The 20,277-nt window shown below is 50.9% G+C and carries 19 protein-coding genes; 10 read left to right on the top strand and 9 right to left on the bottom strand.

The window, feature by feature from the left end; genetic code table 11:
• Positions 1-6: 6 nt before the first annotated feature.
• The 6 genes from AY633_RS13315 to AY633_RS13290 all read right to left on the bottom strand — a co-directional run bounded on the left by AY633_RS13315 (position 7) and on the right by AY633_RS13290 (position 5,575).
• On the bottom strand, positions 7-795 hold the full coding sequence (locus AY633_RS13315) for a putative hydro-lyase (protein WP_068488777.1): 789 nt from the start codon (positions 793-795) through the stop codon (positions 7-9).
• A gap of 7 nt (positions 796-802) precedes the next feature.
• The gene (locus tag AY633_RS13310; protein WP_068488776.1) at positions 803-2,008 is read right to left on the bottom strand and encodes an NRAMP family divalent metal transporter; all 1,206 of its coding nucleotides are present in this window, start codon (positions 2,006-2,008) and stop codon (positions 803-805) included.
• Positions 2,009-2,030: 22 nt separating this feature from the next.
• Positions 2,031-2,801 carry a LamB/YcsF family protein gene (locus AY633_RS13305; RefSeq protein ID WP_068488775.1) on the bottom strand — a complete coding sequence of 257 codons (771 nt, stop codon included), beginning with the start codon at positions 2,799-2,801 and terminating at the stop codon, positions 2,031-2,033.
• Positions 2,798-3,778 (bottom strand): 5-oxoprolinase subunit C family protein, encoded by a 981-nt coding sequence (locus AY633_RS13300; protein WP_068488774.1) that lies wholly within the window; start codon positions 3,776-3,778, stop codon positions 2,798-2,800. Before AY633_RS13300 ends, AY633_RS13305 begins: the two co-directional genes overlap by 4 nt.
• Positions 3,762-4,460 carry a 5-oxoprolinase subunit PxpB gene (gene pxpB, locus AY633_RS13295; RefSeq protein ID WP_068488773.1) on the bottom strand — a complete coding sequence of 233 codons (699 nt, stop codon included), beginning with the start codon at positions 4,458-4,460 and terminating at the stop codon, positions 3,762-3,764. The genes AY633_RS13300 and pxpB overlap by 17 nt, the downstream gene beginning before the upstream one ends.
• Positions 4,461-4,735: 275 nt before the next feature.
• The gene (locus AY633_RS13290; protein WP_390176119.1) at positions 4,736-5,575 is read right to left on the bottom strand and encodes a transporter substrate-binding domain-containing protein; all 840 of its coding nucleotides are present in this window, start codon (positions 5,573-5,575) and stop codon (positions 4,736-4,738) included.
• 181 nt (positions 5,576-5,756) lie between these two features.
• Here AY633_RS13290 and AY633_RS13285 point away from each other — a divergent pair, with 181 nt between their 5' ends.
• Genes AY633_RS13285 through AY633_RS13275 form a run of 3 tightly spaced genes read left to right on the top strand, consistent with a single transcriptional unit; the run spans position 5,757 to position 8,916 of the window.
• Positions 5,757-6,413, top strand: coding sequence for a TetR/AcrR family transcriptional regulator (locus tag AY633_RS13285; protein ID WP_068488851.1), 657 nt, complete (start codon positions 5,757-5,759; stop codon positions 6,411-6,413).
• A complete protein-coding gene (locus AY633_RS13280; protein ID WP_068488771.1) occupies positions 6,410-7,315 on the top strand; it encodes an ABC transporter ATP-binding protein in 906 nt (301 codons plus the stop codon). Before AY633_RS13285 ends, AY633_RS13280 begins: the two co-directional genes overlap by 4 nt.
• Positions 7,315-8,916 (top strand): ABC transporter permease, encoded by a 1,602-nt coding sequence (locus tag AY633_RS13275; protein ID WP_068488770.1) that lies wholly within the window; start codon positions 7,315-7,317, stop codon positions 8,914-8,916. The genes AY633_RS13280 and AY633_RS13275 overlap by 1 nt, the downstream gene beginning before the upstream one ends.
• 80 nt (positions 8,917-8,996) lie before the next feature.
• On the opposite strand, the gene AY633_RS13270 is transcribed toward AY633_RS13275, so the two are convergent.
• Complete coding sequence (locus AY633_RS13270) at positions 8,997-9,686, bottom strand: LrgB family protein (protein WP_068488769.1); 690 nt, start codon at positions 9,684-9,686, stop codon at positions 8,997-8,999.
• Positions 9,687-9,688: 2 nt separating this feature from the next.
• Complete coding sequence (locus AY633_RS13265) at positions 9,689-10,063, bottom strand: CidA/LrgA family protein (protein ID WP_068488768.1); 375 nt, start codon at positions 10,061-10,063, stop codon at positions 9,689-9,691.
• A 336-nt stretch (positions 10,064-10,399) separates the two neighbouring features.
• Between AY633_RS13265 and brnQ the strand changes: the two genes are divergently transcribed.
• A complete protein-coding gene (gene brnQ / locus AY633_RS13260; protein WP_068488767.1) occupies positions 10,400-11,773 on the top strand; it encodes a branched-chain amino acid transport system II carrier protein in 1,374 nt (457 codons plus the stop codon).
• Positions 11,774-11,818: 45 nt separating this feature from the next.
• On the opposite strand, the gene AY633_RS13255 is transcribed toward brnQ, so the two are convergent.
• Entirely contained in the window at positions 11,819-12,481 is a 663-nt protein-coding gene (locus AY633_RS13255; RefSeq protein ID WP_068488766.1) for a GntR family transcriptional regulator, read from the bottom strand.
• A gap of 163 nt (positions 12,482-12,644) precedes the next feature.
• On the opposite strand from AY633_RS13255, the gene AY633_RS13250 reads away from it, so the two are divergent.
• The 6 genes from AY633_RS13250 (at position 12,645) to AY633_RS13225 (ending at position 20,264) form a co-directional block, all read left to right on the top strand.
• Complete coding sequence (locus AY633_RS13250) at positions 12,645-13,004, top strand: SpoIIAA family protein (protein WP_068488765.1); 360 nt, start codon at positions 12,645-12,647, stop codon at positions 13,002-13,004.
• Positions 13,005-13,010: 6 nt separating this feature from the next.
• Positions 13,011-13,367, top strand: coding sequence for a SpoIIAA family protein (locus tag AY633_RS13245; protein ID WP_068488764.1), 357 nt, complete (start codon positions 13,011-13,013; stop codon positions 13,365-13,367).
• A 1,754-nt stretch (positions 13,368-15,121) separates the two neighbouring features.
• Complete coding sequence (locus tag AY633_RS13240) at positions 15,122-16,312, top strand: class I SAM-dependent rRNA methyltransferase (protein WP_068488763.1); 1,191 nt, start codon at positions 15,122-15,124, stop codon at positions 16,310-16,312.
• Between the two features lie 140 nt (positions 16,313-16,452).
• On the top strand, positions 16,453-17,667 hold the full coding sequence (locus tag AY633_RS13235) for an MFS transporter (RefSeq protein ID WP_186008776.1): 1,215 nt from the start codon (positions 16,453-16,455) through the stop codon (positions 17,665-17,667).
• A gap of 33 nt (positions 17,668-17,700) precedes the next feature.
• A complete protein-coding gene (locus AY633_RS13230) occupies positions 17,701-19,440 on the top strand; it encodes an ABC transporter ATP-binding protein (RefSeq protein WP_068488762.1) in 1,740 nt (579 codons plus the stop codon).
• Positions 19,441-19,502: 62 nt separating this feature from the next.
• Positions 19,503-20,264, top strand: a complete 762-nt coding sequence (locus AY633_RS13225) for a MerR family transcriptional regulator (RefSeq protein WP_068488761.1) — start codon at positions 19,503-19,505, stop codon at positions 20,262-20,264.
• Positions 20,265-20,277 lie beyond the last annotated feature (13 nt).

Here is a 20,277-nt window from a genome sequence, read left to right as displayed (position 1 = left end):
AATGGGTTAAAACACGCTAAAGTTTTCTGATTTCAAGTCAGTGACGAACATATGGCCAGGTGCATGGGTGATCATCAAGGGAGGCTTGCTTTCCATCGCGACAGCTTGTGGCGTGACGCCGCATGCCCAGAAGACCGGCACTTCGCCTTCTTTAATTTCAACGGCATCGCCGAAATCGGGCTTGTTGATGTCTTGGATGCCAATCGATTCGGGGTTGCCGATATGGACGGGAGCGCCGTGGACGTTCGGGAAGCGGCTCGTCACTTGCACCGCGCGGACAATGTCTTGTTCCTTGACCGGGCGCATGCTAACGACAGTCGGGCCTTGGAAACGGCCGGCCGGGACAGCGGGAATTGATGTCTTATACATCGGCACGTTGCAGCCCTGTTGTTGATGGCGCATCGGGATGCCGTTTTGCGTCAGCGCTTCTTCGAATGTAAAGCTGCAGCCAAGCAGGAAAGCGACCATGTCATCTGTCCATAACGGGCGGATGTCTGTTGTTTCTTCCGTCAACACGCCATCACGGTAGATGCGGTATTTCGGAATGTCGGTGCGCAAATCTGCATGCGGCGCGGACAATGCCGGAACAAATGAACCGGGTTCTGTGACGTCGATGACCGGACAGGCTTTTGGATTGCGCTGACAGAACAGCAGAAATTCAAACGCCATGTCTTTTGGCAAAATCGCCAGGTTCGTTTGGATGAATCCGGGGGCGAATCCCGAAGTCGGGGCTTGGAAATCGCCTTGCCGGATGGCGTTGCGCAGCTCTTCTGGAGATGTGAATTGCATGTCCATTCACTCCTTATTTAAATAATTGCGGGATGCCATTCAATAATGTGTAACCGCCCATCCAGGACATGGCGATCACGATGACGACACCGAAGATTGTCATCCACAGCGGATGTTTGTAATCGCCGACGATTTTCTTTTTGTGGGCCGCGATCAGCATGACGCCGAGCGCGATCGGCAAGATCAAGCCGTTGAGTGAACCGACAAGCACGAGAATTAAGACCGGGCGCCCTATGGAGATAAAGACGATGGTCGAGATGACGATAAAGCCAATGGTCAGGTAGCGGTGGTATTTCTCAAGCACCGGGCTGAACGAACGGATAAACGAAACGGAGGTATAAGCGGCGCCGACGACTGAAGTGACTGCGGCTGCCCACATAACGACACCGAAAATTTTATAGCCGATATTGCCAGCAGCGAGCTGGAACACCGAAGCCGGTGGATTGTCCGGGTCGAGTGCAAGCCCTTGCGAGACAACACCGAGTACGGCAAGAAATAAGATGACGCGCATGATGGACGCGACACCAATCGCATAAATGGAGCTGCGCGTCACTTGCGGCAGATGCCTTTGGCCGGTCATACCGGCATCGATCAAGCGGTGGCCGCCGGCGAATGTGATATAGCCGCCGACCGTTCCGCCGACGAGCGTGACGATCGCAAAAATATCGATTGTATCAGGAGCAAAAGTTTTCGCAACCGCTTCACCGACAGGCGGTTGTGCGGTGATCATGACATAAATCGTCAAGGCGATCATGACAAAGCCGAGAATTTGGGCGAAGCGGTCCATCGCGCGTCCCGCTTCTTTCACCATGAAGATCCCGACTGCCAGCAAGCCGCTCAGTCCGGCGCCGAGTTCCGGGGAAATGCCGAACAACACATTCGTACCGAGCCCGGCACCAGCAATGTTCCCGATATTAAAAGCAAGGCCGCCGATGACGACGAGAAACGCCAGCACATAACCGAGCCCTGGCAGCACATCATTTGCGATATCTTGCGCGCGCTTTCCTGAAATGGCGATGATGCGCCAAATGTTCGTCTGCGCACCGATATCGATGATGATGGAGATTAAGATGACAAAGCCGAATGACGCCAATAAAGTCTCAGTAAAAACGGTTGTTTGGGTCAAGAACCCGGGTCCGATAGCGGAAGTCGCCATTAGGAAGGCAGCGCCGAGCAGGACGCTGCGGTTGGTATTTTTCATCTTTTTGACATTGTCCATATAAGTTCCTCCTTAGGCGGTGTTAAACAATTTTGCGGATATGTTGGATAGCGATTCCCGCCTCTTTCAAGGAACCGGAGATCTGCATTGCAAATTCTTTTGCAGTCTTGCCATCGCCGTGAATGCAGATCGTTTCTGCCTTCAAGGCCGTCTCGGTGCCTTCTGTATTGATGACTTTGTTTTCTTTGACCATGTGAATGACTTGCTGGATCGCAGCATCTGGATCGGTGATGAGCGCGTTGTCTTGGTTGCGCGGCGTGAGCGTGCCATCTGGCTGATAAGTGCGGTCGGAGAACACTTCATTCGCTGTGCGCAAGCCGATCTTATTGCCGGCTTTGATAATTTCACTGCCAGACAAGCCGAACAAGACAAGTTCCGGGTCGATTTTATAGACCGCTTCTGCGATCGCTTCCGACAGTTTGGCATCACCTGCGGCCATATTGTACATGGCGCCGTGGGCTTTCACGTGTTGAAGCTTGCCGCCTTCTGCTTTGACAAAGCCGTAAAGTGCACCAATCTGGTAAATGATAAGATCGTATATTTCCTGTGGCGTGACAGCCATATGGCGCCGCCCGAAACCGGCAAGGTCCTGAAGGCCGGGGTGCGCGCCGATGCCGACGTTTTTGTCGAGTGCCAGTTTGACGGTTTGGCGCATCGTCGCCGGGTCGCCTGCGTGAAAGCCGCACGCGATATTGGCGGACGTGACGTAATCGAGAATCACCCGGTCATTGCCGAGTGAGTACGTGCCGAAGCTTTCGCCCATGTCACAGTTCAAGTCTACTTGGTGGTTCATGTCCATTCCTCCCGTTTCATTTGGATTGCGATTTTCAATTGACGGATTTGCTGTTCTTGTTCGATGTAAAGCTGTTGTGCGTCATGCACAGAGATGTGGCGGAATTTCAGTGATTCGCCGGGTTTTAACTGACTGATCAGCGGCAAATCGACTGATGCGATTTGGCCGATTTTCGGATAGCCGCCGGTCGTTTGGCGGTCGGCGAGCAAAACGATGGGGTTGCCATCTGCCGGGACCTGCACAGAACCGAACGCGACCGCTTCTGAAATCAATTCTTCCTGCTTTTCAAGCGCCAATTCAGCACCTTCCAAGCGATAGCCCATGCGGTCCGAACTGGCCGAAATGGTGAAGGTTTCTTCGAATATACGTGTACGGCTCTCTTCATTAAAGAGAGTGAATTGCCGTCCCGGCATCATCCGGACGATCGGCTGTTCGTGGTAGCGTGCAGGTGGGATGAGCCAGTCAGGCGCCTGAGCGTTCTGATTTTTTAAGGCTTCCAGGCGACCTGCTGGAAGAGGGCGCGTCTGTAAGCTATCGCCGTTTTTCAAGGCACGTCCTTTGAATCCGCCGATGCCTGCCCGTAAATACGTCGATTGGCTGTCCATGACAACCGGAATATCAAAACTGCCCGCAACGGCCACGTAACTGCGTGCGCCGCGCTTTGGTTCACCGAATGACAGGACGCTGCCTTTTCGGACGAAATGGCCGCGCCACATCGTGAGGGGCTCGCCGTCGAGCGAAGGGGACAAGTCGCCTCCGCAAATGGCGATGAAATGGTCGGCTTCGAACTCGATGACTGGGCCGGACAAGGCGATTTCCAGGGTTGCTGCCGTTTCGGCATTGCCTGCGAGCAAATTGGCGATGCGGTGGGCAAACGGGTCCATAACGCCGCTTGCGATGACGCCATAGCGCTGGAATCCGGTGCGGCCGAGATCCTGTACAGCTGTTTGCAGCCCGCTTTTACGAATGGTCAGCATCTTGCTTCGCCTCCTGTTCCCGGTATTCGGCTTCATCGATTTGCGTGAAGCGGATTTCGTCTCCGGCCCGAAGCAAACTCGGGATGTCTTGGTCTGGCACAAATAGGCGCAAAGGCGTGCGGCCGATCAACTGCCAGCCACCCGGTGTTTCAATCGGATAGACACCGGTTTGCATGCCGGCAATCCCGACAGTGCGTTCAGGAATGCGCAAACGCGGCGATTTCCTTCTAGGTGCGGCAATTTTTTCGGACATGCCGCCAATGAACGGAAAGCCCGGGGCAAACCCAATCATGTGCACGCTGTAGATGCCGGACGTATGGATGGCTATGACTTCTTCTTCGGTCAGGCCATTATGCTCTGCGACAAAGCAGAGGTCGGGACCAAAATCGCCGCCATAACAAACCGGGATTTCGATTTGGCGTGGAGCGGGTGCTTCAACCTCGTCCATTTGGGCCATTAGCGATTTTAATTCCTGCTCGACTTCCGCTTGTTTGAGCTGGCACGGATCATAAAATACGGTGACCGTCGTGAACGCTGGGATGAATTCAATCAGCCACTCTGGCGCTTCTTTTTCTAAGAGCGCCGACAGCTTGCGGACGGCCTGTTCCGACTCTTTATTGATGATGGCGCCGGTTTCGATGACCAGTGCCTGTTCACTGAGCGGGGAAAATGTGAATGCCAAAAAGTTCACCTCATCTGCAGATTATTCTAAATACTTTAACAGTATAATGCTTCTCATTAGTGAATGAAAGTGGAAGAAAGTTGGAGTTTGAAGAGCGCACTTATCGATAAATCGCTTCATCTATTAGCACGAATCAATAATTTGACCCAATGAACAGGAGGATTATGGAAAAAATCGCAAAAAAGCTTTCGCATTAGGTTCAAAAAATGTTATTGAAAGAATAGCATTCCACAAAAAACCGATGCCAGCAAAAGCCGGCATCGGGGCAGTAAAACTTATTCTTCAATTTCAATCGGCTGTGTCACATCGGCTCCGTCAAAAAACTCAGCGGAAAGTTCAGCGATTGTGCCATCTTCAAGCATTTCATCGATTGCATTGTTGACGTTTTCGACCAGTTCGTCGTTGCCTTTGTTCATGACCATGCCGCCTTCAGACGGGCGGTATTTGATCGTTGGGTGGATGACGATCTCGAGTTCTGGGAACGCTTCGATGGCGAGCGTCTGCAAGTAATAGTCGTTGAGAATGACATCGGTGCGGCCGATCGCCACATCGCGCAAATACGTTTCATTTGTTGCGTTGTCGTAAGTTACTTCTTCAGCGCCGTATGAACGGGCAGTTTCCATGTAGACCGACGTCGAAGCGCCGGCTGCTTTTTTGCCTTCAAGGTCTTCTAGCGTTTCGATGCCGGAAAGATCGCCTTCGCGAACGATGGCTGTGCCGTACGAATATTTGAACGGCGTGGAGAAGACGAATTTCTCTTTGCGGTCTTCGTTGATCTCGATATCATTCGCAGCGATGTCGACTTGGCCCGTTTGGACGGACGTCATCATCTCGTCAAAGCCCATTTCAGAAAATTCCACTTCAAGTTCGAGGCGTTCCGCCATTTCGCGGACGACTTCGACTTCAAAGCCGGTCAATTCATCAGTGCCTTCTTCGCGGTAGGAAGTCGGATAAAGCGTACCGGATGTTGCGACGGTCAAGGTGCCTTGTTCTTGTATTTCGTCCCATGCGCTTGGTGTTTCTTCAGCGGTTTCTTCGCTGTCGCTTCCGCATGCGGACAAGGTAAGTGCAGCAGCGGCAGAAATTGCGGCGATGGAAAACTTAGATGATAAAATTTTGTTCAAAAGAAGTTCCTCCTGTCTTGTCATATGTACGTCAAACATAGCATGATAAGCGCTTTCAGGAAAGCTGAAATACTCATTTGAATAAAGTTATAATTATCTGATATTTAAATTGACCAGAGTGGTCGAATATTGTATATTAGAGTCGACCAGGGTGGTCAAGTTGTGTGTGGAAATGGAGGTGATCGCCATCGTTGAACGATTTGAAAATTTAGAAGAGCGCAAGCAACGCACCATTCGCCAGGCCGCGCTTGCTGAATTTGCGGCGCATGGCTATGCGAAAGCCTCGACCAATCGCATCGTCAAAGCGGCAGGTATCGGCAAGGGGATGTTGTTTTATTATTTCACGAGCAAGCAGGAGCTGTACGCGTATTTGGTGAAGTATAGCCTTGAAACCATCCAGAGCCGTTTTCTGGACCGGGTGGACGGGAAAGAACCGGATATGATTGAACGACTCACACAGCTTGCCCGCCTGAAAATGGAAGCCCAAATCGAAAACGAGGAAGTATTCAATTTCTCATCAGTATTTATGCAAGAAAACGATGCGCCTTTGCCTGACGGGCTGGCGGTGAAAATAGGCGAACTGAAACAGACCGGCTACCGGCTCATGTATGAAGGCATCGACAAAAGCCGTTTCCGGAAAGATGCAGATCCCGATAAAGTATTTCATTTGATCCGTTGGTCGATCGATGGCTTCCAACAGGAATTGCTTGCGAAGCTGTCTGGCCAGAACCTTGCTGAAATTGACTTTGCGCCGTATTGGGACGAGTTTTATGGCTATTTGGCTATTTTGAAAAGGAGTTTTTACGAAACGGAGGGGGAATCGTCATGACGGTCGTCAAAACACAAGGGCTCAGTAAAGCATTCGGAGGGTTTAAAGCGCTGGATGGCGTCGATATCGAAGTGAAAGAAGGGGAAGTCTTCGGGTTTATCGGGCCGAACGGGGCAGGGAAATCAACGACTTTACGTGTGTTGCTTGGTATTTTGAAAGCATCGGAAGGCAGTGCCGAGATTTTTGGCAAAGATGTCTGGAAAGATGCCGTCGATATCCATAAACGAGTGGCGTATGTGCCGGGAGATGTCAATCTATGGCCTAATTTGACCGGTGGCGAAGTGATTGATTTGTTCGGCAGATTGCGTGGCGGCTACGATAAAAAACGACGCGATGAGCTGATCAGCCGGTTCGGGCTCGATCCAAGCAAAAAATGCCGGACCTATTCAAAAGGCAATCGGCAGAAAGTGGCGCTCATCGCTGCTTTTTCTGCAGATGCAGATCTTTATATTTTCGATGAGCCGACGTCTGGTCTCGATCCGCTCATGGAGCGCGTATTTGCCGAATACGTACAGGAAGCGAAATCGCAAGGCAAGAGCATCCTGCTATCGAGCCATATCCTCTCGGAAGTAGAAAAACTGTGCGACCGGGTGGCAATCATCCGCAAAGGGCGCATCATTGAAACCGGGACGCTTAAAGAGATGCGCCATTTGACCGGATCCTTGATGTTCATTGAAACCGCTCAACCGATACCGGACTTGGCCGAACTGCGAGGCGTGCATCGTGTTGAGCCCTTTGATGGTGGCTGGTCATTCCAAGTGGACAGCGATGAACTTGATGTAGTCGTCCGCCATGTAAGCGCGTTCGGCCTGAAGCGGATGGAAAGCCGCCCGCCGACCTTGGAAGATTTGTTTATCCGCCATTACGAAGAAACGGAGACAGGAGCAGGGGGTGGCGTGTGATGAGCCAGCTTTTTGACCATACGTGGAGTTTGATGCGTTTTATTTTGCGGCGGGACCGCATCCGCCTGCCCATTTGGATTTTGTCGTTCGCTTTTGTATCAGCAGGTGTCGTCCTCGTCTTCGAAAATTTATACGGCGACGATGTCGAACGCCAAGCGTTAAGCGAAACGATGGAAAATCCGGCGATGATCGCCATGGTCGGCCCGAATTACGGCGGGGCGGATTATACGACAGGCGCTATGACGGCACATGAAATGCTGTTAATGACGGCCGCTGTTGTGGCGCTAATGAACATTTTATTGGTCAGTCGCCATACACGAGGCGATGAAGAGGAAGGGCGGCTAGAATTGGTCCGCGCGCTCCCTGTCGGCCGGTTGTCGAGTGCGGCCGCAGTTTTAGGCGTGCTAGCGGGTGTCAATGCCTTCCTCGCTTTGGTAACCGGCATTTCGATGGCTGCCCTTGGAGTCGACAGTGTGGACCTCCACGGTTCTCTCTTGTTCGGTGCAGCATTAGGAGCCACAGGATTCTTCTTCGCGGCATTGACGATTGTCCTTGCACAATTGACACAGAACGCCCGGGCGACGACTGGATTGTCCATTGCCGCGCTGCTCGCATTCTACATGATCCGCGCAATAGGCGATGTTATGAGCGAACCATTGGCACTCACCTCTCCGCTTGGATGGATCCTGCGTGCCAAGCCCTATATCGAAAACGAATGGTGGCCGGTTGGGCTGTCGATTGGCTTGGCTCTTGCCCTCTCTGCCCTTGCCTTGTATTTGAATAGCATCCGTGACCACGATTCGGGCTTTTTACCGACGCGAGCTGGACGAACCACCGCTTCTAGTATGTTGCAGGGCACGTTCGGTTTAGCATTTCGTCTTCAACGCACGAGCCTGATTGCTTGGGCAGTAGCTATGTTCATTCTGGGCGCTTCTTATGGATCGGTGCTCGGGGAAATCGAAAGTTTCTTCGATGATATCGAGCTTTTCCAGCAGTTGATTGTCCAGCAGGCAGGATTCAGCCTGATCGAATTGTTCATCCCCGTGTTGTCATCGGTCATGGCCATTCTGGCTTCAATTCCAGCGATTATGGTGGTATTGAAGATCAAGACAGAAGAAAAGAACGAGCGCATGGAACACCTGGTGAGCCGCTCGGTTTCCCGCGTGCGCCTTGTTTTCAGCTATTGGCTCTTAGCTTCATTGACAGCCGTCACGATGCTCGCAATGACAGGGCTTGGCCTCGGCATTGCGGGCAATAGCGTATTAGAAGACAGCTTGTCGTTTAATACCTATCTCGGCGCGCCGCTAGCGTATTTGCCTGCGGTGCTGGTCATGATTGGGCTGGCCCTGGCATTTATCGGCTTCTGGCCTAATATTGCGAGTTTCCTCTGGCTTTACTTGGGAGTGTCATTTTTCGTCGTCTACTTGGGAGAGTTACTGCAACTACCGGAGTGGGTGGAAAAGCTGACGCCTTATGGACACATCCCGGCAATTCCATTGGATGAGGTCAATTACGGCGTGCTCGTATTGATGGTTGTCATTGCAGCAGTCTTGGCGCTAGCCGGTGCCTATGGCTTCCGCCGGCGCGATTTGCAAAATTGATAGCTGACTGAATGGCAGCATAGAATAGAAGGAGAAATGAAAAAATCCCCGGCGCGATAAAGCGCTGGGGATTTTCGCGTTCATAACAGCAGCCAGGCGACGAGGGGGCTGAGCAATGCGCCAAGAACAGCAGCCAAAGTCATCGCGACAGAACTCATCGAAGCTGATTCAGGGCCGTATTCGAACGCTTTCGCTGTGCCCAGGCCATGGGCTGATGCGCCGAGACCGATACCGCGCCCAATCGGGGAATCGATATGCAATGCGTGCAGCATATACGGGCCGAGCAGAATGCCTGTGAACCCCGCGACCATGACGAAGACGGCAGCGAGCGACGGGATGCCGCCAATGGTCGAGGCGATCTGCATGGCAACAGGCGTCGTCAACGATTTCGGCAAGACCGTCAAAATCAATTCATCCGCAAAACCGAGCCAGCGCGTAAATAAGGTACCGCTGACGAGGCCAGCAAGGACCCCGGCAGTGATTCCGGCTGCGATCGGGACCAAGTTTTTCTGGAGCAATTGACGATGCTTATAGAGCGGGACGGCAAGTGCCACAACAGCCGGTCCGAGGAGAAATGCGATCCAGTCGCCACCTTCCATATAAGTTTCGTAAGGAATATCGAACAGGACCAAGATCGCCACGAGTGCGACGGTTGTGGTAATGACCGGGTTCAAGGGCGTTTTGCGAAATCTCAAATAGATGAAATTGGCAATGACATAGGCCGTGACGGTCAGCGTGGAAAAAATAAGGGCTGCAGGAGTAAGGACCATAATCACGACACCTCCTTTTTCGCTGCCTGTCGATTCGCCATGTATTGGCTTACGAATCCGGCCGCGGCCATCGTGATCAAGGTGCTGATGGACACGATCGGCAGCAGCCATACGCCTTTACCGGAAAAAAGCGGACCATAATCGACGACGCCGACCGTAGCCGGAATGAAATATAAGGAAAGAAAACTCAATAAGAATGTCGCGCCGGCATCGATCCATTCAAGAGGATAAATTTTCAGCAATAATGCGCCAAACAGTAATAAAAAGCCGATGATGCTGCCGGGCATCGGCAATTGGAGCAAAGCTTGTATGGCTTCGCCGATCAGCAAAAAGCCATAAAGCACAAGCAATTGCACAATAATGCGTATGATTTTCATGTAGCACCTCCGCCTTCCGGACAATTTTGGAAAACGATGGACGTCTTCATCTACGTAGATATTTTACAGCAATAGGCACAAAATGCGAGCCAATATGTTCGGTAATGAACACGGAAAAACTGCCAGTCAAGGAAGAAAATGTTATAGCGAAAAAGCTCTATATCGCAGCATTTTCAGCGTATAATGAAATTTTCCGAAAACAAAAATTTAATCCTTGCAATTTATAAAAGATGTTGTAGTATTACATTGTGCAATATATCGCATACAATTATTCGCTGATAGTATTTAGGGATAAAAGAAAATGAATATTCAAACAAGTAAGGGAGTTAGTTAAGTATGGACAGCAAATTATCGATGAAAGCATATCTTATTATTGGGACAATGCTTTTCGCATTATTTTTTGGAGCAGGGAATTTGATTTTCCCGGCACAGCTCGGCCAGTATGCAGGTGAACACGTTTGGGTGGCGATGGCCGGTTTCTTGACAACAGGTGTCGGGCTGCCGCTTCTTGGCATCTTGGCAATCGGCTTTTCCAAAAGCAAAGACTTGCAGGACCTTTCAAGCCGTGTACATCCAGTGTATGGTCTATTGTTCACTGCCGCTCTTTATTTGACGATTGGGCCGTTCTTCGCCTTGCCGCGGACGGCTGCCGTTTCTTATGAAGTCGGCATCGTGCCGTTTATCGGTGACGGGTCAGTTGCCATCGGCTTGATCGTCTTCTCGGTTATTTTTTACGTTATTTCTTTATTGCTATCGTTGAATCCGACGCAGATGGTCGACAGCATCGGCAAATTCCTCGCTCCGGCCATTTTGGTTGTCCTCGGCATTTTGCTGGTTGCGGCGTTTGTTTCTCCGATGGGGGAGGCAGGACCTGCGCAAGGAGGATACGCAACTGGTGCATTTCTGACTGGCTTTACGGAAGGATATAACACGATGGATGCGCTCGCTTCACTCGTATTCGGAATTATCGTCATTTCAGCCGTTCAAAAAATGGGCGTATCTTCTTCTAAAGGCTTGCTCAAAGCAACACTTCGCAGTGGGGCTGTCGCTGCGGCTTTATTGGCGATCGTTTACACAGGCATTGCGTTTCTTGGCGCGACGAGCACGGCTCAACTCGGTCTATTGGAAACGGGCGGACCCGTTTTGAGCGGTGCCTCTGAACATTATTTCGGCACGTTCGGCGCCATGCTATTGGCCGTCATCATCATCTTGGCCTGTCTGACAACTGCAGTCGGCTTGACGGTAGCGACTTCGGAATTTTTCCATAAGCTGACGCCTGGCATCAGCTACCGCACCTACGTCTTTATCTTTACGGTGTTTTCATTGGTTGTGACGAATGCTGGATTGTCGAACATCATCACGTATTCGATTCCGGTATTGATGTTCTTATACCCATTGGCGATCGTCTTGATCATGCTGGCGTTCATGTCACCGCTTTTCAATCACAGCCGTATCGTTTATGTATCGGCCATTGGCGTGACATTCCTTATCGCCATCATCGACGGGTTGAAAACCTTGACCGGGTCGCTGGGTACGGAGAATCCTGCTTGGCTCCAAAGCATCATCAACTTCTATGCAGAAGTTCTGCCGCTGTACAGCGATGGGCTGGGTTGGTTTGTCCCGGCATTAGCTGCCATTCTCATTTCCGGCATTGTCGCCCGAATGAGAAACCGCAACGGAGCGGAATCGCCTGCATTCACCAATCGCTAAAAAAAGCTGTTCCCAACGTGTCTGACACGTTGTGGAACAGCTTTTTTAAATACCTTTGGAGGCGGTCAATTCTTCGATGGTGCGGACCCAGTTGGATTTCATTAAATGTGAGATCTTGTCGCTATCTCCTGCTTTGAGTGTTTCGATGATTTCAATATGCTCATCGTGAGAACGCATCGTCAGGACAAGGGAGTGATGGAAAAACTGTCTGCGGACGTGTGATTGAAGCTGGCCGAGAATGGAATCAATATATGGATTTCCGGCCGCATCGACGATGATTTGATGAAACTCTTCATCGATCTTTAAGGCAGAGAAGGAATCGCTGCTGCGGATTGCGCGCGCAAACTTCCGGTTGGTTTCTTCCAAAAGCCCGAAAATTTCAGGAGTCAAGTTCGGGATGGCCAGTTCACCGGCAAGTGCTTGCAGCACAGCTAGAGGAGGCAAGAGGTGTTTGATGTCTTCGATATGGATATCCGTCACGCGTGTCGCTTTGCCAGGAAACATTTCAATGAATCCTTGTACTTCTAAAAGCTGCAGGGCTTCGCGAATCGGCGTGCGGCTCAGATTGAGTGCTTCGGCGAGTTCGGTGTCGACCAGTTTTTCACCAGGCTGCAACGTGCCATCGATGATCCATTGCTGCAGTTGCAAGTGGGCGCTTTCTTTAGCGGAAACGCGTACCGGCCTTGTATGATCTACAGGAATCGGCATAGTAAATCTCCTTTCGAAATTATCTGACTCCATTATACACTAATTTACACATCAGTAAAATGCAGAATGCAATATATCTGAAACGCGGATTTGCGAATGGCAGTTTGAGGCCCTCCCTAAAGGGAATAACAGCTCTATCAGGAAACTTTAAGGAGGAGCCGCCATGTTATCATTCGTTACCAGTAAGGACGAACAAACTTTTGCTATCGAAGTCGAAGGCAAAGTGACCAAAGACGATTTGAAAAAATTCGATAATGTCGTATTCGAGAAATTCCGCAACGATGAAAAATTCAATGTCTATGCCGTTATCGGCGATATCGACGTCCCAACAGCAGGCGCGATATTCGAGGAACTGGCCATCGATGCCAAGCGCTGGACCCAGTATAATAAACTGGCCATTATCAGTGAACAAAATTGGCTCGACAAAGCATCTGGTGCTCTCGACAAACTTCCAGGCGTTCAAGCAGAATATTTCCCGATCGACCAGATGGAGCAGGCCTGGGATTGGATTAAGGAGAGGTGAAGGGACATGCTGTCCATTGTGCCGAGTAAAGATATCGAAACAATCGCAATTGAAGTAGAAGGACGTGCCAGCAAAGCCGATTTTGAGAAGTTGGATCACGTCATCCGTGAGAAAGTGAACGAAAAAGGCCATTTCAATATATACGCAATCATCTACAAAGTGGAAGATTCCACATTGTTCGATGCAGCAGACAGTGCGGACATCGACCGCAATAGCTGGAGCCAAGCGCGCAAGTTCGCGATCATCAGCGAAAAAGACTGGACACAGGCCACGAGCGGCTGGAAAGGGTTCGCAGATGGCCTGGAAACACGCCATTTCAGTCTCGACGAAATGAACGATGCCTGGGGATGGGTGCAAGAATAAGTTATGGACACAAAGCGTTCCGCATGGTTGCGGAGCGCTTTTTTGTTGAGAAAATCATTGAAACTAGAAATTAGAAGACTTGGAATGAAAAGAAGTGACTGGAAAAGCTTCCGCTTGTCGACTGCGTTGCGGGAGGCTGCTTGGGGCTCGCAGAATGCAAGTCATGCAGCTGATGCGACAGAACGTCGCGCTTTCAGCTGCCCGAGAATTGGGCGGGTGTTGAGCCAACGTGCCGCAAAGAGCGCGCCACGTTTGTCTCGCCAGCCCGCGCGGTCCCACAGGCGTCAGCCCTCTTCCACTCCGTCTCTAGTTTTAAAGGGGAAGAAAACTTCTTCTGTCCACTCGATAGAAAATGAAGAAATGCTTCATGTTTTGTAGCTCAAGTTATCTTTGGTCTAGAGAGGCTAGTTAGTTCTGACCCACCACCAAAGTTTTTTGCTGAAGCACCAACGTGTCAGACGCTGCATCCCGGGAAGCGATTTCCCCAATAGCCGGCAACTGGGTAAAAAAGTAGATCTACTTAAACACACAGTGATCAACAAAATCACTCAGCCGGCGAGCGCCAAGGGTGAGCCGACGCCGTAAGACAGGTGTTCTTCCTGTCTTATGGCAAGAGGCCAACCCAAAGCCGGCCGGCGATTCTCAAGCAGAAGCCCAATCCAGCAACCGAAACAAATCCACAAGCAAACTTCGCGATTCACCAACAATTCTCTCGGGAAGCGATTCCCCCACAAGCCGGCAACTGGGTACGGAAGCTGAACTGCCTAAACATGCTTCACTCAATGAAATCACTCAGCCGCCGAGCGTAAAGGGGTGAGCCGAAGCGGTAAGACAAGTGTCCTTCTTGGCTTACTGCGAGAGGCCAACCCAAAGCCCGGCGGCGAATACCAAAAATGAAACCCGAATCGAATAGCGAAATAGGTGGTCACGCAAACACTCACGAGCTGCTTCAAACTTGTCCCAGGAAGCGATTCCCCCACAAGCCGGCAACTGGGTACGGAAGCAGAACTGCCTAAACACGCTTCACTCAACGAAATCCCTCAGCCGCCGAGCGTAAAGGGGGTGAGCCGATGCCGTAAGACAGGCGTTCTTTCTGGCTTACGGCAAGAGGCCAACCCAAAGCCCGACGGCGACTACTCAGGCGAAATAAAAACAAAAGCAAAAACAATTCAACACCCAAACTCCCGCTATCTTCTCCAAGCACGTCCCAGGAAGCGATTCCCCCACAAGCCGGCAACTGGGTACGGAAGCAGAACTATCTAAACACGCTTCACTCAATGAAATCTCTCAGCCGCCAAGCGTAAAGGGGTGAGCCGATGCCATAAGACAGGCGTTCTTTCTGGCTTACGGCAAGAGGCCAACCCAAAGCCCGGCGGCGACTACTCAGGCGAAGTAAAAACAAAAGCAAAAACAATTCAACACCCAAACTCCCGCTATCTTCTCCAAGCACGTCCCAGAAAGCGATTCCCCCGCTAGCCGGCAAGAGGCCAACCCAAAGCCCGACGGCGACTACTCAGGCGAAGTAAAAACAAAAGCAAAACAATTCAACACCGAAACTCCCGCTATCTTTTCCAAGCATTTTCCAGAAAGCGATTCCGAAGTGAGTCGGAAAAGAATAGCCATTGCGTTTTCACAAGCCTTCTCGTTTCCATGCCCATTTCACCGAAAAGGACATTTGAAAGTGGGCAGGGCGACAGATTTCCTTTACACTGATTATAATGCAAAACGCAACGGCATAGATAGGATGAGGAATTGTGAGAAACGAATTGACCGTAACAGTGAAAGACACATTAAGAAATGAATTGGCGAAAGGGTCGCCGCTCATTACTAAAGACGGCTTGATGAACGACATCGACGCACCCGAAGGCAGCTTGCTGCGCCTCGTTGACAAAGACAGGGAATACCTCGGTACAGGCTATTACGGCGAGCAAAACAAAGGCGCCGGTTGGGTCTTGACGAGAAACCAGGACGAAGCAGTCGGCCAAGCCTTTATCGAACGCAAGCTAGAACTCGCCTTCAGCCGCCGCGAGAAATTCTTCAACAACCCAGAGACGACGGCCTTCCGTGTATTCAACGGCGAAGGGGACGGTTTTGGTGGATTGACGATCGATTATTACGCCGGCTTCTACTTGCTGTCCTGGTATAGCGAAGGGGTCTATTCGTTCCGCGAAGACGTCGTAGCCGCTTTGGAAAACGTAGTAGAATGCATCGGCATTTATGAAAAGAAACGCTTCGACACGAAAGGTCAATATATCGAAGACGATGATTTCGTATCGGGCGAGCGCGGGGAATTCCCGTTGATTGTTCAGGAAAACGGAGTGAATTACGCGGTTTATTTGAATGATGGCGCAATGACCGGCATTTTCCTTGACCAGCGCGATGTGCGCCAAGCGATCCGCACGAAATATGCGGACGGCAAGAGCGTCTTGAATACTTTCTCTTACACAGGTGCGTTTTCTGTCGCAGCGGCGCTTGGCGGTGCAGACAAGACAACAAGCGTGGACCTTGCGAAGCGCAGTTCGGCAAAAACGATCGAACAGTTCAGCATCAACGGCATCGATTTTGACGAACAAGACATTTTGGTCATGGACGTTTTCAATTATTTCAAATACGCCAAGCGCAAAAACTTAAGTTTTGATGTGGTCGTCTTAGATCCCCCAAGCTTTGCGCGTTCGAAAAAGCACGTCTTCAGTGCGGCGAAAGATTACACCAATCTCATGAAAGAGTCGATTGATATTACGGCGCCGGGTGGCTTGATTGTCGCCTCGACCAATAGCGCTTCATTTAATATGAAGAGATTCACTCAAATGATCGATAAAGCATTCAAAGATAGAGACCAGAAATACAAAGTGATGGAGACCTACAGCCTGCCGGCAGATTTCCATGTCGACCGGAGATTCCCGGAAGGCGATTACTTGAAAGTGTTATTCCTCCGCTTGCTGTAGAGTGGGCTCGTAGGCAAAAAACAAGAGCGCAGATGGGCATTCAACAACGAATGTGCAACTGCGCTCTTTGTGCAGGCTCTTGCACACGAAAAGTGGGTTATAATGGAAAAAACGCAATTACTTAATTTGGAGGCGGCACTATGGCAAAAGCAATTTCCTCATCTTCGCTCGCGGGCAATCCGGTGTATCCGGTGATGTTTGCGATCGGCGGTGTCCATTTACTGAATGATTCCTTGCAGGCAGTGATTCCGGCGATGTTCCCGATTTTGGAGAAGGATTTGGGACTCAGCTTCACGCAGCTCGGGCTGATCGCTTTTGCGCTCAATATGGTGGCATCTGTCTTGCAGCCAGTCATCGGATTTGCGAGCGATAAAAAACCGATGCCTTACGCCTTGCCGCTCGGTATGGTGTTCTCGTTTATCGGCATTGCCGGCTTGGCATTTGCGCCGGAATACTGGCTTATTTTGTTGTCGGTCATTTTCCTTGGTTTTGGTTCTGCGGTCTTTCATCCGGAAGGCTCGCGCGTATCGTATATGGCAGCTGGCTCAAGGCGCGGCCTGTCGCAATCGATTTACCAAGTTGGCGGCAACTCTGGTCAAGCGCTGGCGCCATTAATCAGTGCGTTCATCCTGGTGCCGCTCGGGCAACGGGGCGCAGCGCTGTTTTTGTTTGTCGCAGCACTCGGCATTTTTGTATTATCCAAAATTTCGGCTTGGTACAAAGAGCAGTTAGAGCGTGATAAGCTCGCGAAAGTGAAAAAAGCGGTGCTGTCTTCACTTCCGCCTTTGACAAAAAAACAAGTCGGCACGGCGTTGGCCTTGCTGTTGTTAATCATATTCGCGCGTACTTTCTACATAACGACGATAACGAGTTTTTATATATTCCATTTGATGGAGAACTATGGCGTGACGATCCAACAAGGACAAATGTTCATTTTCTTGTTCCTTGGAATCGGGGCATTCGGGACCTTTTTCGGCGGCCCGCTCGCAGACCGCATCGGCCGCAAGCGCGTCATTGTGCTATCGCTGATCGTGCCGATTCCACTGGCACTTGTGCTGCCATATGTAGCGTTGCCGGTAGTCGCCGTCATTCTTGCCGTGCTTGGCTTTTTCCTCATGTTGAGTTTTTCCGTCATGGTCGTCTACGCCCAAGAGCTTGTGCCAAGCAGGATTGGCACAATGTCTGGGCTGACAGTCGGTTTGGCGTTCGGCATGGGGGCGATTGGTGCAGTCGCAATAGGTGTGTTGATGGATTCGATTGGCGTTTATGAAACGATGGTCATTATTTCGATCTTGCCGGTTCTTGGTTTGGTCGGTTTGGCATTGCCAAAAGACCGGAAAATTACCGCCGCATAAACAGTTGCAAACGGATAGATAGGGGATGTAGAGATGGAATCTATAGAGAAAAAACAAAGCATCAAGCCATTTTTCACGCTTTTGAGGTCGATTAAGATCCCGAAATGGGCGCTGGTTTTTGGACTGGCGACGAGCCTGGTGACGACAATTGTCGGATTGCTTGTGCCATTGCTCACGAGAGAATTGGTGGACGGCTTTTCAGTAGAAGCATTAAGCGCGGGGTTGATTGCGGCGCTTGCGGCTGCGTTTATCGTACAAGCTGTCATTAACGGCGTATCGATTTATTTACTGAGTATGGTCGGCCAGCGCATCGTGGCGGGTCTGCGCGAACGCATGTGGCTTCATTTGCTGCGTTTACGTGTTGGCTATTTCGACCAGCATGCGAGTGGCCAGACAGTGAGCCGTGTCGTTAACGATACCGGCATCGTCCGGAATCTGATCACTGATCATTTCCCGAATTTCGTCACTGGCATCATTACCATTATCGGGGCGGTTGCTATTCTTCTTGTGCTGGACTGGAAAATGACCTTGATCATGATGCTTGCCGTACCGTTGACGATCGCCATCATGATTCCTTTGGGACGCAAAATGGCGAAGATTTCCCGCAGTTTGCAAGATGAAACCGCTGTGTTCACAGGCGATGTCCAACAGACACTCGGGGAAATTCGCTTGATGAAATCATCGACTGCCGAACAAGTGGAAGAACAGCGCGGGTTGTCTGGCGTTCAGAAACTTTATGGCCTTGGCATGAGAGAAGCGAAAGTTTATGCCTTGATCGGCCCGCTCATGTATTTGGTCGTTATGGTCGTCATCGTGATGATCATCGGCTACGGCGGTATCCGAGTATCGGAAGGATCGATGTCGACCGGCTCGCTAGTTGCCTTTTTGCTGTATCTCTTCCAAATTGTCGTGCCGCTCGCTACGTTTGCGCGCTTTTTTACGGAGTTGCAAAAAGCGAGAGGCGCGACAGAGCGCATCATCGACATTCTGGAATTGCCGCTTGAAGAACAAGAGCGGGGCAAAGAAATAGACATCAGCGGCAAAACGCTGCGCCTTGAAGACGTCAGCTTTTCCTACGAAACCGGCGAACCGGTCTTGCAAGGCGTGTCATTCGAAGCGCATCCTGGCCAGAAGATTGCCTTTGCCGGGCCGAGCGGTGGCGGCAAGACGACCATTTTCGGGCTAATTGAACGCTTTTACGAACCGACCGCAGGAAAGATCACGATCGGAGACGTGCCGATCGGTGAAGTGGCCATTTCTTCCTGGCGCGACCAAATCGGTTATGTGTCACAAGAAAGTGCCATGATGGGCGGCACGATCCGCGCCAATTTGACGTATGGTTTGCCGGATGCCGATAGCTATCAGGATGAAGAATTGTGGCGTGTTTCCCGCATGGCGTATGCTGAAGAATTCATCGCTTCGTTTCCCGATGGATTAGACACACAAGTCGGAGAGCGCGGCGTGAAATTGTCCGGCGGGCAAAGACAGCGCATTGCGATCGCTCGTGCATTTTTACGTGATCCGAAATTATTGATGATGGACGAAGCGACCGCAAGTCTCGACAGCCAATCCGAGGGCATCGTTGGGCAAGCACTTGGCCGTTTGATGGAAGGGCGCACAACATTGGTCATTGCCCATCGCTTGTCGACCATCGTTGATGCGGATCAGATTGTTTTTATTGAAGGCGGCCGTGTTACAGGCACCGGCAGTCACCGCGAGTTAACTGGGAAACATGCTTTATACCGCGAATTTGCCGAGCAGCAATTAACTTAATGTTTCTTCTTGACCTTGACGTTGCGTCAAGGTTTAAGATGGAGTCATCAGGAGGTGGCGGCATGTATACAGTGCAAAAACTGGCTTCGCTTGCCGGCGTCAGCGCACGTACTTTACGTTATTACGATTCAATCGGCTTGCTGATACCGCAGAAAAACGAATCGGGCTACCGGGTATATGGAAGTGCAGAAATCGATCGCCTGCAGCTCATCTTATTTTACCGGGAGCTTGGGTTTGGGCTGCAAGAGATCGCAAAGCTTCTGGACGACCCGGATTTTGATGAAACGGAAGCATTGATCAGGCAGCGGGAACAATTGCTTGAAGAACGCAGCCGCCTGGACCTTTTGATCATTAATGTGGAAAAGACCATTTCCACAAAAAAAGGAGAGAGCCATATGGCAGATCATGAAAAGTTCGAAGGATTCAAACGGCAGCTGATCAAGGACAATGAAGCGGCATACGGAACAGAAATCCGCGAGAAATACGGCGACGCGGAAGTCGACCGCTCCAACGCCAAGATGCTCGGGATGGGCCAAGAACAATATGAAGCGTTCAAGCGCCTCGAGCAAGAAATCCTCGACAAGCTGGAACACGCGCTACCAGAAGGCGAACCGGCGGGGGCTGCGGGTCAGGAAGTAGCCGATTTGCACCGGCAATGGCTCGGGTTTACATGGGGCAGTTACGATCCCAAAGCACATGCCGGCCTAGCGGAGATGTATGTGGCAGATGAGCGCTTTGCAGCTTATTATGAAAGAGCTGGTGAAGGGGCAGCGCAGTATTTGCGCAATGCGATTATTGCGTACACCGATCAGCACAATGAATAACAGCAGGCCCGCC

The organism is Planococcus maritimus (assembly GCF_001592825.1).
Classification (GTDB): Bacteria; Bacillota; Bacilli; order Bacillales_A; family Planococcaceae; genus Planococcus; species Planococcus maritimus_C.
The sequence above is the reverse complement of the archived record's forward strand: the minus strand, read 5'-3'. Positions and strand labels throughout refer to the sequence as shown.

What these genes read in the sequence shown, in the direction of transcription:
- AY633_RS13235 (WP_186008776.1), top strand. Translation starts at nt 16,453, where the DNA reads ATGGCAAAAGCAATTTCCTCATCTTCGCTCGCGGGCAATCCGGTGTAT.
- AY633_RS13270 (WP_068488769.1), bottom strand. Translation starts at nt 9,686, where the DNA reads ATGGTCCTTACTCCTGCAGCCCTTATTTTTTCCACGCTGACCGTCACG.
- AY633_RS13310 (WP_068488776.1), bottom strand. Translation starts at nt 2,008, where the DNA reads ATGGACAATGTCAAAAAGATGAAAAATACCAACCGCAGCGTCCTGCTC.
- AY633_RS13275 (WP_068488770.1), top strand. Translation starts at nt 7,315, where the DNA reads ATGAGCCAGCTTTTTGACCATACGTGGAGTTTGATGCGTTTTATTTTG.
- brnQ (WP_068488767.1), top strand. Translation starts at nt 10,400, where the DNA reads ATGGACAGCAAATTATCGATGAAAGCATATCTTATTATTGGGACAATG.
- AY633_RS13315 (WP_068488777.1), bottom strand. Translation starts at nt 795, where the DNA reads ATGGACATGCAATTCACATCTCCAGAAGAGCTGCGCAACGCCATCCGG.
- AY633_RS13225 (WP_068488761.1), top strand. Translation starts at nt 19,503, where the DNA reads ATGTATACAGTGCAAAAACTGGCTTCGCTTGCCGGCGTCAGCGCACGT.
- AY633_RS13250 (WP_068488765.1), top strand. Translation starts at nt 12,645, where the DNA reads ATGTTATCATTCGTTACCAGTAAGGACGAACAAACTTTTGCTATCGAA.
- AY633_RS13245 (WP_068488764.1), top strand. Translation starts at nt 13,011, where the DNA reads ATGCTGTCCATTGTGCCGAGTAAAGATATCGAAACAATCGCAATTGAA.
- AY633_RS13280 (WP_068488771.1), top strand. Translation starts at nt 6,410, where the DNA reads ATGACGGTCGTCAAAACACAAGGGCTCAGTAAAGCATTCGGAGGGTTT.
- AY633_RS13305 (WP_068488775.1), bottom strand. Translation starts at nt 2,801, where the DNA reads ATGAACCACCAAGTAGACTTGAACTGTGACATGGGCGAAAGCTTCGGC.
- AY633_RS13300 (WP_068488774.1), bottom strand. Translation starts at nt 3,778, where the DNA reads ATGCTGACCATTCGTAAAAGCGGGCTGCAAACAGCTGTACAGGATCTC.
- AY633_RS13285 (WP_068488851.1), top strand. Translation starts at nt 5,757, where the DNA reads ATGGAGGTGATCGCCATCGTTGAACGATTTGAAAATTTAGAAGAGCGC.
- AY633_RS13255 (WP_068488766.1), bottom strand. Translation starts at nt 12,481, where the DNA reads ATGCCGATTCCTGTAGATCATACAAGGCCGGTACGCGTTTCCGCTAAA.
- AY633_RS13265 (WP_068488768.1), bottom strand. Translation starts at nt 10,063, where the DNA reads ATGAAAATCATACGCATTATTGTGCAATTGCTTGTGCTTTATGGCTTT.
- AY633_RS13230 (WP_068488762.1), top strand. Translation starts at nt 17,701, where the DNA reads ATGGAATCTATAGAGAAAAAACAAAGCATCAAGCCATTTTTCACGCTT.